Source organism: Desulforamulus aeronauticus DSM 10349, assembly GCF_900142375.1.
Lineage (GTDB): Bacteria > Bacillota > Desulfotomaculia > Desulfotomaculales > Desulfotomaculaceae > Desulfotomaculum > Desulfotomaculum aeronauticum.
Map to the genome: position 1 here is coordinate 37,539 of NZ_FRAR01000026.1, position 14,321 is coordinate 51,859.

Annotated in this window: 13 protein-coding genes, 1 tRNA gene and 1 other RNA gene; 4 read left to right on the forward strand and 11 right to left on the reverse strand. The window is 46.2% G+C overall.

From position 1 onward, the window contains the following. Positions 1-10: 10 nt before the first annotated feature. From BUA78_RS16190 to BUA78_RS16215, 6 genes are all read right to left on the reverse strand, one after another. On the reverse strand, positions 11-1,303 hold the full coding sequence (locus BUA78_RS16190; protein WP_072916630.1) for a DUF7601 domain-containing protein: 1,293 nt from the start codon (positions 1,301-1,303) through the stop codon (positions 11-13). 56 nt (positions 1,304-1,359) lie between these two features. Further along, a complete protein-coding gene (lepB, locus tag BUA78_RS16195; protein ID WP_084082473.1) occupies positions 1,360-1,929 on the reverse strand; it encodes a signal peptidase I in 570 nt (189 codons plus the stop codon). A gap of 1 nt (position 1,930) precedes the next feature. After that, complete coding sequence (locus BUA78_RS16200) at positions 1,931-4,858, reverse strand: DUF7601 domain-containing protein (RefSeq protein WP_072916631.1); 2,928 nt, start codon at positions 4,856-4,858, stop codon at positions 1,931-1,933. Between the two features lie 42 nt (positions 4,859-4,900). Further along, a complete protein-coding gene (gene lepB / locus BUA78_RS16205; RefSeq protein ID WP_084082474.1) occupies positions 4,901-5,452 on the reverse strand; it encodes a signal peptidase I in 552 nt (183 codons plus the stop codon). Then, positions 5,427-6,089 (reverse strand): hypothetical protein, encoded by a 663-nt coding sequence (locus BUA78_RS16210; RefSeq protein WP_139257427.1) that lies wholly within the window; start codon positions 6,087-6,089, stop codon positions 5,427-5,429. The genes lepB (BUA78_RS16205) and BUA78_RS16210 overlap by 26 nt, the downstream gene beginning before the upstream one ends. 237 nt (positions 6,090-6,326) lie before the next feature. After that, complete coding sequence (locus BUA78_RS16215) at positions 6,327-6,758, reverse strand: RrF2 family transcriptional regulator (protein WP_072916636.1); 432 nt, start codon at positions 6,756-6,758, stop codon at positions 6,327-6,329. Between the two features lie 676 nt (positions 6,759-7,434). On the opposite strand from BUA78_RS16215, the gene BUA78_RS16220 reads away from it, so the two are divergent. Both BUA78_RS16220 and BUA78_RS16225 read left to right on the forward strand, forming a co-directional pair. Beyond that, positions 7,435-8,169: a LytR/AlgR family response regulator transcription factor gene (locus tag BUA78_RS16220; RefSeq protein ID WP_072916637.1), complete on the forward strand. Its 735-nt coding sequence runs from the start codon at positions 7,435-7,437 to the stop codon at positions 8,167-8,169. Positions 8,170-8,187: 18 nt separating this feature from the next. Next, entirely contained in the window at positions 8,188-9,528 is a 1,341-nt protein-coding gene (locus BUA78_RS16225) for a sensor histidine kinase (RefSeq protein WP_072916639.1), read from the forward strand. A 102-nt stretch (positions 9,529-9,630) separates the two neighbouring features. Here BUA78_RS16225 and BUA78_RS16230 read toward each other — a convergent pair whose 3' ends face one another. Beyond that, complete coding sequence (locus tag BUA78_RS16230; protein WP_072916640.1) at positions 9,631-10,161, reverse strand: SLOG family protein; 531 nt, start codon at positions 10,159-10,161, stop codon at positions 9,631-9,633. 473 nt (positions 10,162-10,634) lie between these two features. Between BUA78_RS16230 and BUA78_RS16235 the strand changes: the two genes are divergently transcribed. Next, positions 10,635-11,441, forward strand: a complete 807-nt coding sequence (locus BUA78_RS16235) for an AP2 domain-containing protein (protein WP_175549052.1) — start codon at positions 10,635-10,637, stop codon at positions 11,439-11,441. Between the two features lie 230 nt (positions 11,442-11,671). Here BUA78_RS16235 and BUA78_RS16240 read toward each other — a convergent pair. From BUA78_RS16240 to BUA78_RS16250, 3 genes are all read right to left on the reverse strand, one after another. After that, a tRNA-Ala gene (locus tag BUA78_RS16240) sits at positions 11,672-11,747 on the reverse strand. Positions 11,748-11,819: 72 nt separating this feature from the next. Further along, positions 11,820-12,163: RNase P RNA component class B (gene rnpB, locus BUA78_RS16245), an RNA gene on the reverse strand. 137 nt (positions 12,164-12,300) lie between these two features. After that, positions 12,301-12,915: a hypothetical protein gene (locus tag BUA78_RS16250; protein WP_072916642.1), complete on the reverse strand. Its 615-nt coding sequence runs from the start codon at positions 12,913-12,915 to the stop codon at positions 12,301-12,303. Between the two features lie 288 nt (positions 12,916-13,203). On the opposite strand from BUA78_RS16250, the gene BUA78_RS16255 reads away from it, so the two are divergent. Then, the gene (locus BUA78_RS16255; protein ID WP_072916644.1) at positions 13,204-13,410 is read left to right on the forward strand and encodes a hypothetical protein; all 207 of its coding nucleotides are present in this window, start codon (positions 13,204-13,206) and stop codon (positions 13,408-13,410) included. Between the two features lie 163 nt (positions 13,411-13,573). Here the strand turns inward: BUA78_RS16255 and BUA78_RS16260 are convergent, their stop codons facing one another. Beyond that, positions 13,574-14,320, reverse strand: a complete 747-nt coding sequence (locus BUA78_RS16260; RefSeq protein WP_072916646.1) for a TIGR03915 family putative DNA repair protein — start codon at positions 14,318-14,320, stop codon at positions 13,574-13,576. Position 14,321: the final 1 nt, after the last annotated feature.

Here is a 14,321-nt window from a genome sequence, read left to right on the forward strand (position 1 = left end):
AATTTAGCATTTAATAGCTGACAGCAGAATTCCGGCGTTTGCGTAACTTCATAAGGATGAAGGCAATGAACGCACCTGCCGCTATGACCAGAATCATGATAAAGGGGAGGTTGTTGATGATTAGGCCGGTGACAGGGATGCTCTTAAAGGTATTGGTAAAATCGGCTTTGTTAGTATTTTCACCAATTCTTATGTTGTCGGTGATAAGAGACTGACCAACTCCGGCAGATAAATCCGGAGTAAGCACCGTCCCGTTGACTGTAATCTTTGCTGTCGGTATATAGTCTGCAGCACCTTGATTTACCGCAACATAGAGCGCACCAACTGGCACATCCGTGAAAACCAGCTTTTCATCATGCTTGAGCTTAATTGTTATGGATGAGTGGGCCGCAAATTCGATGTACTTTTTGCCGGCAGCGTCGGTCTGGATGATGGAGCCGGGCGCGTTTTGTGTCGGATCAATGTCAATTCCGGAAGCGTTCAGGACATAAGCCTTGTATCTAGCGGCAGCGCCGGCAACTAAGGGCTTCTTTACGGTAACTAGATACTTGAAGTACATGCTCGTATCGGCGAAGTCTCCGGCTACGACATTACTGATTCTAAGAACCTGGTTCGCTTCGACTCTAGGATCAACGCCGCCGGTGGTCTTCATGTAGGAGTTGGTGAAGAGCAGCCCGCCGGCGCCCAAGCCTCCTCCAGTGCCGGGCGTGGGATCAACCTTCGCTCCGGAGCCGGGACTTCCCTCCTCATTTTGCATGATTTTGGTTCCGATGGCCGATACGTACAGCCCCGAATGATCCGATTTTTCTCTCACAAAAAAGGTGATCTCGTACACAGCTTTGGAGTAAACGAGAGTTTCCTTGGCGGGATCGATGCTGCCGTTGGTGATATTTGGCAGTTCCGTAAGCTTATAGGTATAGACGCCCGCATTCGGGAAGGTGACACCTGTGAGATCAATAAGCACTTCTTTAGTTATGCTTTTGATGCCGTCGCTGGAAGTGGGGTTATCGCCGCTGGTGAAAGCAATGACATGGTTGGAGATTACCGGCATCTGAGCAAGATAATCAGCACCGATCTTTTCATTCAGGGCCTTCTTTTCGAAGGTAAACCCAAAAGTGACGCCAGGTATGGTTGTGCCTTCCGGCATTTTCAACGTTTTTGTAATCGCCGCCGTGGCGGGGTTAACTTCGGTTCCCAAAATTGGGCCTGCTGCAAATGCAGGGACAGCCATGCCAAAGCACAGCACAATAGCAAGGACCCTGCTAAGCAGCCTTCCTATAAACCTCTTGTTTTGATTTTTCATTGTTTGGTGTACTCCTTTTTTGTTTTATATGCAAACGTATTCTTTATCGCTTGCGCTTATATATTTCTGCGCCGGAAGATGGTCATCACTTTCCCCAGCGTGTCCTTGATCTCCACAGCCCCGTAGATGCGGCTGTCCGCAACGTTTACCCGGCTGTCGGCAAGCACAAATACCTGCCCTTCTCCTACGGTAAGCGGGAATTCCACACCGTTTTCATATCGCTGCGTTGATTCGTAGATTCCTGTTTCCTGCTGCAGCGCGCCGTTGATCACCAGCCCGTCCTCGGTGATGTCCACGACGTCTCCGGCCGTGGCGATCACCCTACGCACCTGCATTTGCCCTTCAAATTCCAGGACAAGGGTGTCCTGAGCGACATACTTTTTGTCCAGCCGGTAGAAGATTACCAGATCGCCATCCTTGACCGACGGAGCCATGGAGGCGTCCGTATTGCGGCAAAGACCGTACATAAAGGTGAAAATCAGCAGGAAGGCAACAAGGATCACCGCAATCTTGGCCAGCAGGAACAAAATATCCTTGAGCGGCGATGGTTCAGGGGGCGCTCTAAAAGGGGGCTCCTGGCCCCTTCGGGATGTTGGGTTTACCGCGTGTTTTAGCGCTTCATTCATATCAAAAATTCTCCTTACGGTTGCGGTATTTCCTATGGATACCCACGCCGACTCCCACTATCAGCAGCGCAGATAACATCAGAAGAACCGGGCCCTGCGTGCTTCCTGTCAAAATGCCCGCCGGTACGATGATGCTGGCGTTCGTGAAGGCGAATACCCTGTTGCCGTCAGACAGGTCACGCACACCGGTATCCAAGGAAGTTGTAGAACCCGTGTCCTTGCTGTCCTTGAAAGATGTACTATACCCTTCAGCGGCTGCCTGTGTTACTTGAACCTTGTTGTTTGCCGGGATACCGGCAATGGTAATCTGCTGGCCGTGTTTGAGCATAAACGTCGCCTGGCCACCCGCCAGCGTCAAAATACCGTTTGCGGGGGCCGTTGCGCCGGAGCCCTGCACGATGCCGCCTGTATAGAAAAGCTCCGTGCCGTCCGGAAGCGGGTCACCGCCTGCATCAAAGAAACGGATGGTAAAGGTAAACGCCTGCGTTGTATTGGCGTAGGGTTCTGTTACCATGTTGGAAACGGTAAGTACTACAGCATTCAACCACTTGGCGTACAGTGTTGTGTAACCGGTGATGGCCATTGGCGCATTTTCCGTATAGGCCGTGCCATTGCCGTCCTCTTGGGTGTTCCATCCTAAAAAGATTGTATCGGCAGCAGGAGCTGTAAAGCCCGTGGTTGCAAACGCAACCGTGTTGACGCTCCCGCTGCCTGTGATCGTGGTTTGCTGCAGGTAGTCAGGCTGCGAGGTACCATTGTTGGCCTTATATGTGACGACAAAGTATGGGTTGCGGTAGTTGATGTCGTTGTTGTTCAGCAAGGTACCGGGGAACCGGGCAATAAATTCTGATGCGTTGGACGGGGGCAAAAAAGCCTGACCCGCCGTGTTGCCGCTTATGACCGCTGCGCCCGTTATACTGATGTTGGAATATTTCGCCGTGGCGGCGGGGTTGGCATAGCTGCTATCGCTTGTATAGATACCACCACCGTCGCCGGTTGCCGTATTGCCGGAAATATCAGTGCCATTGACGAAAAGAGCTGAGTTTTGCGTGACGTAAATGCCACCGCCAACAAATTCTGATGTATTGCCGGTGACCGCGCCCCCGTTGATATGAATTGTTGCCAACGCACCAAAAATGCCGCCGCCATTACTTGCCTTATTGTTTTTGATGATACAGTTGGTAAGCGTGATGGTGCTTTCCGAACCACAGATAGCGCCGCCGCCACTCGAGTGATTTGATCGATTCTCGTGTAGATTTCCGCCTGTAATGGTGAGTTCGCTCCGTTCGGAGACCCAGATAGCACCCCCGGCTGTACTGCTGTTATTCGCAAAGCAATTGCGTATCTCGGGATTGATGAGCGTCAGGGAGAGTGCGTTTTGTGCATATTCAATCCCGCCTCTGCCGTTTGTGCCGACGTCCGTATTTCCGCCGTCTAATATGACGTTATCAAAGGTAAGGGTGATGTTGTTATTCGTTTCACCTTCAATCCTAAAGTGCCGTGAGGTCTTCGCCGTAAGAACTACCGGCGTCGTGCTAATGAAGGTGAGGCTCTTGTCATTGATCGTGATGGCTCCAGTAAAGGTGATATCATTCTCAATCTTGATGGTATCGCCTGAAACCGCGTCGGTCTCCACGGCTTTTTTTAGTGTTGCGAAGTCGGTTACCGTATAAGTGGTTGCAAATGGCATTTTCTCCATTACCGGTATCTGACGCACGCCGGCATGTATGTTCTCTATCGCCGTGTCCTCTGCGATCATCAGCGGCCCACTATAGGCAGCGGACAATTCCTCATTGATTTCAAATTGGTTATCATGGGAAATGCCGACTACAGGCAGCAAGTAATCCACTTCGGTTATGGTTTCGGGGGCTATCCCCACTACATAGCTGCCGGGTTCAAGGCTTTCAAACCGATAGGTTCCGTCCTCTTCGGTTTGAGTAGATTGCACCGCCACGCCAGTGTCGTCCGTCGCGTAGAGGTGTATCGGGTAAAAAGCCACGCCGTTTTCGGTTTCATTCATCACACCGTCCTCGTTTTCGTCCAGCCACAGCTTGCCGGAGATGCTGTTCGTTTGCACAGCGGGCGTCGGGGTTGGTGTGGATTCTGCACCGGGAGCGGAGGGCGGCATAATGCCTTCACCCTCCGTCGTAATCAAGGCAAAGGGGCAAGGGCCAGCATAGGTATAGCCAGTGAACGACGCGGTGAAGGTATAAGTACCGGGAGTATCCTTTTCATAATCAGTGCACGACCAAGTGACGGGGATCTCCTGGATGATGCCGTTCACATTACCGTCTTCATCGCAAGCAAACCAAGCGGGGGCGCTGCCGCTGTATGAACCGTACACACGATACGATACCGCTCCCGTCTGATCGGTGTATGTATAAAGGCCGCCGTCGGCAGCTTCGTAGTCGTAGGAATCGAGCGGTGTTTCCGGTACAAAAACAGGCTCCTCCAGTGCTGCTTCCGACAGTACAAAAGTAGGCTCCTCCGGTGCTGAGAAAAATTCTGTTGACGTTGCAGCTTGTTCCTTTGTGTCCACAGGCGAATCTTCAACTTCTCCGGGCGCTTCTTCATCGCCTGTCGGCGAAACTTGGTCCTCGATGGGTGACGTCACGGGCACTTCTTCATTGCCTGTCGGCGGAGCTTGTTCTTCGGTGGGTGGCGCCACAGGCGCTGTCTGTTCAATCTCCGCAAGCTCCACAACCGCCCGAAGGGTATCCGGCAAATATGGTTGCTCAGTCCCTATGTCCACTGTCAGATTTACGACCGGGTTGCTGGCCTCAAAAGAGAGTATGGTATCCGTCCCAACGTCCAGCGAGCCCCATGCCACCATAAATAACGTCGCGGCCATCACCACCGCAAGCGTAAGTGCCAACAATCGGGATAAAGCCTTATCCGGTCCTTTCATCCTTTTCCAGACATTTTCCATATTTTGTTCTATCTCCTTTGAAGTGGTCCCATGTAAAATGCATCAGTTTACCTGAGTCCGCAAAACAAGAATGACTTTGCCATCAATATCCCTTTTATCCACAGGACCAAAGTTTCTTGAGTCCATAGCGGCCTCCCGGTTATCTCCCAGCACGAAGTATTCATTCTCCAGAAGCGTCAAGGGGTATCCGATACCGGGCTTGGTGTGAGTATCTTTCAGAACCTCAGCATTTACCATAAGCCTGCCCTCCGAGTCTGCATCCACCGTGTCGCCGGGTACGGCCACAATGCGCTTGATGAGTTCGCATTGCCATGTTTCACGCTCAAAGAAAATCACATCATTGCGAGCGTAGTCTTTTGACAACCTCCAGAACAGTACAAGGTCGCCGTCTTGGAAGGACGGAATCATGGACTGGCCGCGAATGATGCCGACCCCACAAAAAACCCCAAACAAAAAGAAAACGGTAAGAGCGGTTGCCACCAGGCTGCGTATCAACCGATACCATTCTTTTTTCCGGCGCAGCTGATGGAACCTTTTCTTTAAAACGTCCTCGGGCAGTTCCGCCCCGTTATAAACTTTTGAGCGCATCGCCATCTGCACCGGAGGCCAACTCGCCGTCCAATCCTTTTATCAGACTCAGCATCTGGTAGAGGTTTTCGGTAATGAGCCGCAGATCGTCTTTCATCCTAATCCGGATTTCTTCGACTTCTTTTTCCATCACTTCTCGTTGGTTGGTCAGCTGTCCAATCTCCGCTTGCCGTGCTGAAATCTGCCGCTCGATTTCGCGCTCATTCTGTGCAGCCAACTCCTCCGCATATGTCATCGCCTGTTGAATGATTTTCTTTGCTTCGCACTGTGCCGCCGCGATAAGCTCTGTTCGTTCTTGTTCATACCGTTGCAACGTGCTGGCAATCTCCTGCACCTTTGCTTTGAGCTCCTCCTGCTCACGAAGTACGGATGCTTTTTCTATTTGAAGGGCAGAGATGAGTGCCTCTTTTTCCCGACCTACCGCTTGAAGCTGTTCCATCTGGTTTTGCAGAAGGCTATTGTCTTGCTGCACGAACGCATTTTGGCGCAGGAGGGCCACTTCCACATCCTTATACATCTCGGTAATATGCTTGATCTTATCTAAAACGTCCTCTTCATCCACGCCGCCTATGATTCTCTTCTTGAATTTCATTTGGCACAAAAAAGCCGTAATCTGTGATTGGTAGGTTGTTGCAATTTCCATTTGCGCCATTCCCCCATACCTCTGCTTCCGCAGTTTCTTGGCAATACATTCCGGTGTGATATCGCTCGCCACGCCAAACGACTTCTCGCGATCGGAAATCTCCGAATAAGCCTTTAGTAGTATACATCATCATAGTTGCTGCTGACGTTGATTCCACCCAATACCACAAAACATCCGCTCGGTGATCCGTGATTTGTGTAAATTACATATCCGCAGGCTATGTACCCCCTGCCTGATTTATTGGACGGCCACCGTTCTTCCGTTCCAACTGATGCTTGCAATGTCGGATAGGCGCACACGATCCAAACTGGCAATCAATTGTTCCTGTGCTGATTCCAGTATTTTATGTACAGGGCATGTATCGATCGCATTCCTTGTACAATCGCCATCTTTATTCAGACAGAAATTGATCCAAATTTCGCCTTCCATTGTCTTAATGATGTCATAAAGGCTGCTATCCCGCGCACTCTTGGTAATCCGATAACCGCCAAAACGTCCCCGGGCGACTTCAATCATACCGGTTTGCCTCAGACGCCCGAGCACCCTAATCAGATACGGGTATGAAATACCGAGCTTCTCCGACAGCTCGGTAGCCGTGATCAGTCTATCTTTATCATAGAGATAACACATAACGCGAATTCCATAGTCAGTCGTTGTTTGTAAGTGCATCTTTCATTCCCTCAATTCCAAAAGTTCTATATCAAATGTCAGCAATAATACTTTGCATTTTAAGTATAGAAATAAAATTAGCCGATGGCGCAGATATCCGCTCAATGCATTAAAATATCGGCTCAATTTGTGTATATGTGATTGAGATTACATATGGATAACCGTATGTGGTCATTCTCGATTAGAAAAATTTTAGCTTGCCCTTATAAAAAAGTAGCGCGCCCGCAGACTGTTGTCTGCAGACACGCTCTGATGAAATATCCTGTTTTCATTCTATAAGTAAAAAGCGCCCGTATTCCTGCAGGTGCGTCCTTTATCATCTATGGGACGGTCACAGATTCGGAGTTGCATTTGTATGATAGCAACCCGGCATTTTCTCTTGGACCGGTCCTTTGCCGCTGTTGTCAAGATCAAGCACCATTGCGAACAGCTCCTTGATGTGTTCCTGCATGGTATAAGAGACATGAAATTGAGCGGAAAAATTGTTTTATTTAGCGGATGCCGTGCCGATTGATTAAACTCTTTATTATACTTATAAATTGAAATATACATTCGTCCTAGTATAAGGGTGACACTCAAACCCGGTGATCAAGCGAATAAATAAGTGTGTTGAGCCTCATCCTAATAAATGGACGCCATGTATTTCAACCTTATTTTATGAGAGTAGGGGTACAAAATGGTTACCATTTTTCTGTGTGACGATAACAGTGAGACGGTAGAAAAATACAGCACTTTGATTAAACGCACTGCAGAGAAGCATCAGATCGATATCGCCCTTTCCGTGTTTTACAGCGGCGAATCTCTGGTTTTTCATATGTCCGATACGCCGGATCTGCCGGACATCATTTATCTTGATATTTTGATGGGTAAGCTCAACGGTATTAACACGGCAAAACAACTGAGGAAGCTGGGCTGTAATGCTGAGATTATTTTCCTGACCAGCAGCGAAGACTATGTGTTCGATTCGTTTGATGTTTTCCCGATACATTATCTGCTCAAAGAAGAAACGGCACAAGAAAAGTTCGAGCAGGTGTTTTTGCGTGCCGTTCATTTGTCTGCTGGTGAAGAGGCTAAGAAGTTCGTCTGCAAATCAGGTGCTTCGCACAAAATCATATCGCTCAAGGAGATCTCGCACTATGACATCAATCGAGGAGTCGTTACCGTACACTATGGAAAAAATGAGAAATTTGAATATTGGATGACCCTAGCGGAGTTGGAAGATCAACTACGCGGTAAGGACTTTATACGGACCCACCGATCCTATATCGTCAATCTCCAGTATATTGCGAAATTTGCGCGCCGCTCTGTGGTGCTTAAAACAGGAGAGAGTATCCCCGTGGGAGTTACCTATGAAGATAAAGTGAAAACGGCCTTTATGGATTATATCGTTCGCATCAACGCAGAGTTCTAATGCGAGAGGGGCGGCCTGATGACGATATTACTACGAAATTTAGCGGAGTGTCTGTTTTTGGCTTACAGCATTTCTTTCCTTCTCTATCACAGAAAAAGCTTTTCTGTCAGGCCGGGCTACTGGATTTATTTTTCAATTGCTTTGTTGATACATTTTAGCTTCAGCGCTGGTTGGGGATTGGCGTTATCATCGCATTATGGGGCGCTGGCATTTCTTGGAATCATAATATTAGAACTTAAATGCATGTACAAAATGAACATGATGCAGCTTCTTTTCGAGGGAAGTTATTTTGTCGCCAGCCTTTACTGGGCGAGGGGAATTGTGCTTCCATCATTTGCATTGTGTTTGGGGCAGAGCGTTCAATGGGTTCGACATGATGAATCATGTTACCGCCTTGCATGGGTGATCTCATTGTGTATTATGCTTCTTTATCATGAGCTTTTTCGTCGTGTCATCGCTCCCCAGCAAAAAATGGAGAAACTCTATCGCAGTCACGAACAATTACGGTTTGTGGCAATCTTTCAAACAATGTTACTAGGCTATATGCTGTTTATCAATTTAGGACGGTATTACGGGCTGGACCTGCCCTGGTACAAGCTCACCTATATCGTATCCTGCGTGATCTGTTTTTTTACGCAAGGGTTTTTGGTGAAACACGGAATCAGAATCAGCATTCTTATAGAAGCCGAAATGCATAAACAATTGCTTCAGAAGCAGCTTTCACGGCAACTACAGCACTACAACGCTTATCAGAAATATACCGAAAGTTTCCGGGCGTTTAAGCATGATTATAAGAACATGATGACCTCTGTGAAATCCCTGTTATCCGCCGGCGAATATAGCAAGGCGGAAAGAATGCTCGATACCATCCATGACACGATGCAAAAACAGGTTCTGGTTCATAAGACCTATTCGAACCATATCATACTCGATACTGTATTGCAGGATGCTGCCAACATGTGTGAGGAGCACTCGATCCGCTTTTCAGCGATGGCGTACATCCCCGTGGTGCTCGAAATAGCAGATATTGATATTGTTCGCATTTTCTCAAACTTGACGGATAATGCGATAGAAGCTTGTGCCAAGGTTGCCTCTGAATCTGAACGTTTTCTTTCAGTCACAAGCAGTGTAAACAAAGAGAACGGCTGGTTAACCGTTGAAATGTCGAACTCTTTTCATGGTGAAGCAAACATGCGCAATGGGATGCCGAAATCCACGAAAGAAAATCAGGAAATCCATGGAATTGGTTTATCGGTCGTTTCAGATACAGTCGAGAGCTTAGGTGGCTTGATGAAGATCGACGTGAACCATCAGGAAAAGATATTTACGATCAAGCTCTTATTCCCGATCAGCTTATAGCGGGAAAGAGATGAGAGTAAACACCTAGTTTATGTAAGCAGAAGTCTGAGAGGGATTCCCTTCAGACTTTCACTTACTTGCTTTATAATTACAACCTGTAAATCAGTTGATAAAAATGATGCGATTGCCGTTCTCCCTTGCTATATTGATTCTATGTATTGAACCGCTCTTTGACCTACACTCTCTTCCAAATGCAGCAATAAGAATATGGGCGTGCTCAACAAGAAACACATTGAGCGCTCGAGAACAGCCCGGAATATATGTATCGGCACTGATCTGTATTACGCCGGTGCTTTGATGGAGTATATGGGCATATCGAGCTTGATTTTTTGAAGACCACTTATCTGCTTGTCCGGAGTAGGGCACCACACAATACAGTTCTAGAGCGGGGTATTCTTTCTTAAGATCCAGCACAGTTTCCGCCGCCCAGATATCTATGCCTAGACTGACACCACTGAGATACTGATAGATAGCAGTTTCACGATACAGAGTGACGATCGTCTCACGCAGATCTTTCTTTATTTGCATACAGTCGGGATGATCTTCCTTGCCTCCAAAATGGTAACGAGTAATATGGGGGCCGATAAACGTTGCTGCGGTCTCTGCTTTTATACTATTCAGTATTTCGTTCACTTTGAATTCCTCCAAATCATTGACATGAGGCATACTATTAATAATCCAGGATTCATATCTATAACTTCTGATCCTAAATGCTATTCAGAGTATAATCGCAAAGTTGTTTGGAACAGAATTTTTATGCCAAATACGCAATTTCTTTCGCTGAATTTATCTTTATAGTCGAATTTAGCATGGAACGCTTGATCATTCCGATGCATTCTGACTAACCAACTCCACCCATACTCGACGCAATCTTAAAAAGGAACCGCCCGTGTTTTGAACGGGTGATTCCTTTTAGGTATCAATTAAGCACGGATTCCAGCTTATTGGACTGATGAACGGCCAAATTATCTTTTTATTCTATATACTTTTCTTATGAATCCGACAATCTTTGACCGGATTGTGCAACCCGCCTGCCAGTTATCTCTTATCAGCAAATTGATAGGCCGATGCCCAAAGACAAATTGAACTGTATTGGAGTGATAAATATGGCTTACATGAACATCATTGGAGAACGTTTTGGACTACTTACTGTTAGAGATCAGTATAGAAACGAAAAGGGTTACCTTATTTGCCTGTGCGAATGCGAATGCGGCAATATGAAAGAAATCCATAAAAGTAATATAACGGCCCATAGAACAAAAAGCTGTGGTTGCTTGGAAGAAAAGAATCGGAGGAAGTTCAACGATATAACCGATATGTCATTTGGCAGGTTAAAGGCGATTTCCCCTACCGATCAGCGTAAAGATGGCAATATTATTTGGGAGTGTATCTGTGAATGCGGCGAAACGGTCTATGTTACAGGACGTAATCTAACGCGGGGATTTACAAAAAGCTGCGGATGCCTTTCGGAAGAAAAACGTGATATCACGAACCAGCGTTTTAGTCATCTGATTGCTCTATATCCTGATGACGCGTCTAAAAAAGGCCGTCGAAAATGGATTTGTAGCTGTGACTGCGGAAACACATGCAGCGTAAGCATTTCAAATTTAAGGAACGGCCATACACGAAGCTGCGGATGCTTGCACGAAATAGAGTACCGAACCATGATCGATGGTACATGTTTAGAGCTTATTGCGTCTACCAAAGTGCCGAGAGATAATCGTAGTGGTATAAAAGGAGTTTCTTACTACAGCAGAACAGACTCTTGGGTTGCCACGCTCAACTTTAAGGGCAGGCATTATTATCTTGGAAATCATGATACCATCATCGAAGCGGCGAAGGCAAGGTGGCAGGCTGAAGATGAAATACTAATGCCTTTTATTGAAGAGAACCGCCATTTGCTCAAGGAATAGTCTCGCCAATTCATTTACTGTGGCAATCAAACCGCTCAGCCCCGCTGATAGTACCATGATATGTGCTCGATATTCCTTTCGTTCATAACGGTTGGTACAACGGACATACGTTTAACCGAGAACAGAGCTCGCCTTCCAGTTGGGAAAGTGAGAGCTCATCGATACTGGCTATGAATTGCCAACAGACAACAAAAAGGCTCACAGCATAAACTGTGAACCTTCATTTGCGATGGTGGAGACAAGCGGGATCGAACCGCTGACCTCTTGAATGCCATTCAAGCGCTCTCCCAGCTGAGCTATGCCCCCGTAACAAAAGTTATTGTAGCATAGTATCTATCATGTTGCAAGTCCATTTTAGAAATATATGGTCAAAGATACAGCCGTAAGCGAGATTCTGTTCTAGTAGTCATCTATCTAAGGAGAAAGTTCTCCTTCCTCGCCAAGCGAGGTGCCCCTACCCGCAGGCGGCAAACGCCCCTGCCTATTTGGGTTGCACGCCGGTGGAGTTTACCCTTGCACTCACCGGTCACCCGGTGACATTGTTTCTGTGGCACTTTATGGCTACTCGCAACTCGGTGAGTTGCTTTTACCGTCGTCAGGTCACCCTGCCCCGGCTTGCGCCGGGCACCAATTTACACGATCTCCGACCCAAGGCCAAAAACCGTGTGCGTGTCTCGACTTTCCTCTGCCCCATTTACATGGAACAGCGACTACCCGCTGTACTTTGATCATGCCGCAATTACTGCGACATTTATTAATTATACTCAAATTTCATGATAAATCAAGTTGCTTTGATTGACATTCCAGTAAGAAAATTCAAAATAAATAAGTAACCTGTCTAAGACAGGTTACGATAAAGCTATTTTATTCTTACTTTTAAACCACCTATAATAAAATTTTCATCTACATAACGGTCACCAGCCTGGGTCAGTTTAATCCAATCCGAAGCATGCACAAAGTTTTTGTCGCCACCTCTTTCGATCATCGCAGCTTCCACCAAAGCCAATATTTCCGGTATTAATATAGTTCGGCTGGTATTCATTTTAGCGGCCAGATTGGCTACACTAATTGCTAAACCTGGTTCAACCTTCTCTTGTTCAAATAAAACCTTCAATAAATGATCTCGAATAGAATCGGAACTATGGTACAATGATAATTTTTTATTTGCCCTCCATAGTTCTAATTCACCGCTGGTCACTAAGGGCCATTTATCAATTTCTACTAAGGAATCTGTCATTATTTTTACTTGCTTAGTCATCTCCGGTTGAAAATTTTTAAACAAAATATACTTAATTTTACCCAGAATAACAAGGTCCATTTCCTTGCGGCAGATGGTAAGAAAATTATCACTGACAAAAGCTGTGGCCAATTCGTTGTTCATATAAAAGCTAACTTCTTTGCCTGGGATGGGATACTGGACTTCTGTATGGCTAATCTGCTTTACCACATAAGGGTTAATTAAAGCCTTTGACATTGTACATCACTCCTTTTTCCAGGTTACTATATCCATATCAAAAATCAGGAATATTTCCTAGAGTATTTTAAAAAAATATTCTTTTTTAAGGTCTAGAAAATGTGCATTTAAATAAACTATAGAAACCGGCAGATCGTTCCTGGGGGGTCAAAGTTTTCCAACAAAATCTCTAAAATATGTATATTTTTCATCTTATTTACCAAAACTCAACTCAACATCATAGAGCGGCAGGATTTTTCATTATTACGGCGAAGAAGTAATAAAGTAACCACAAGGGGGATGATTAGTATGGAAACTCAAAAACCTAGCTCTGGTTATAGGGTCAACCAAAAGAATGACGGATCCCTTATCGGTATTGAGGTTATCTGCTGTAACAAACACATTGGTGAAGTTCGATTTAAAGATGGTGAAGTTCTCTCTTGTCCAGAATGCCGAATTAACCATAAAGTAAAGATTCATCATAATCATTTCCATATTGATCGAGAGGAAAGTTGACTTCAAATTCAATAGCTAAATTACATTGAATGAACTTGTCCCGAACTAAGACCGGACGTATCCTTTTGGGCATGACCAAAGGGGTTATGGGTAGCAGGTAGAAGTCCTAGTGTTACACTTTTTAAAGGAGAAAACAAATGGTCCGCACCTATGGGTGCGGACTTTATTGTGTAGGTTTTTCTATTAAATGACGCCAGTACCGTGCAGGCATAAACTGACGTTGTACTTTCCGGTTGGTTCTTCCTTCCACAGCAATCCTCTGAAAATAATTTTGCCATAATTCTTGGTAGAAGGCTTCATTTTCCTCCCAGTTCAATTGCCCCGTGTTGTTGGCCAGTTCACGAATCAGCCATCTTTCTTGATTATAAAAGGCTGCCAATCCTCTTTTCAGATCATGAATAATCCAGTTTTGATCCGCCAGTCGCCTGGCAAAATGAGGTGCCATGAGCCCTACAATATTGTAATCCGGTTCAAAGGGGGCGTAGTAGAGCTCTCCTTGAATCTTCTTGAAACGAAGCAGGCCCAACATGCGGTGCCTTTCCACTCCGACCTTTTGGCTGATTCTTAATACTTCCCGTACTGGTTCCAGCGAGAGATGACCATTAATGTCCGCGCCTACCCGCCAACCAAATTGCAGGTAACGATAGATAAGTGTACCCAGCCCCGGCAGTTCGGATAGATAAACATAAAAGACATGTTCCAGGGCTTCGTGGGATATTTTTCGTTCAATGGCATCGTATACCTTCCCCGCTTTGTCCGAATCGGTGGCAATCACCCTGGGCTGACTAAACAAATCTGGTTGGTATGAGTCTTGCGCCATGATTTGTTCTGGCTTTTCAGAGCGATAATAGGCTTCATAAATAGCGGTCAGGAGCCCCTCAAAGCTGCCGTCATAAAGATAAATGATCATT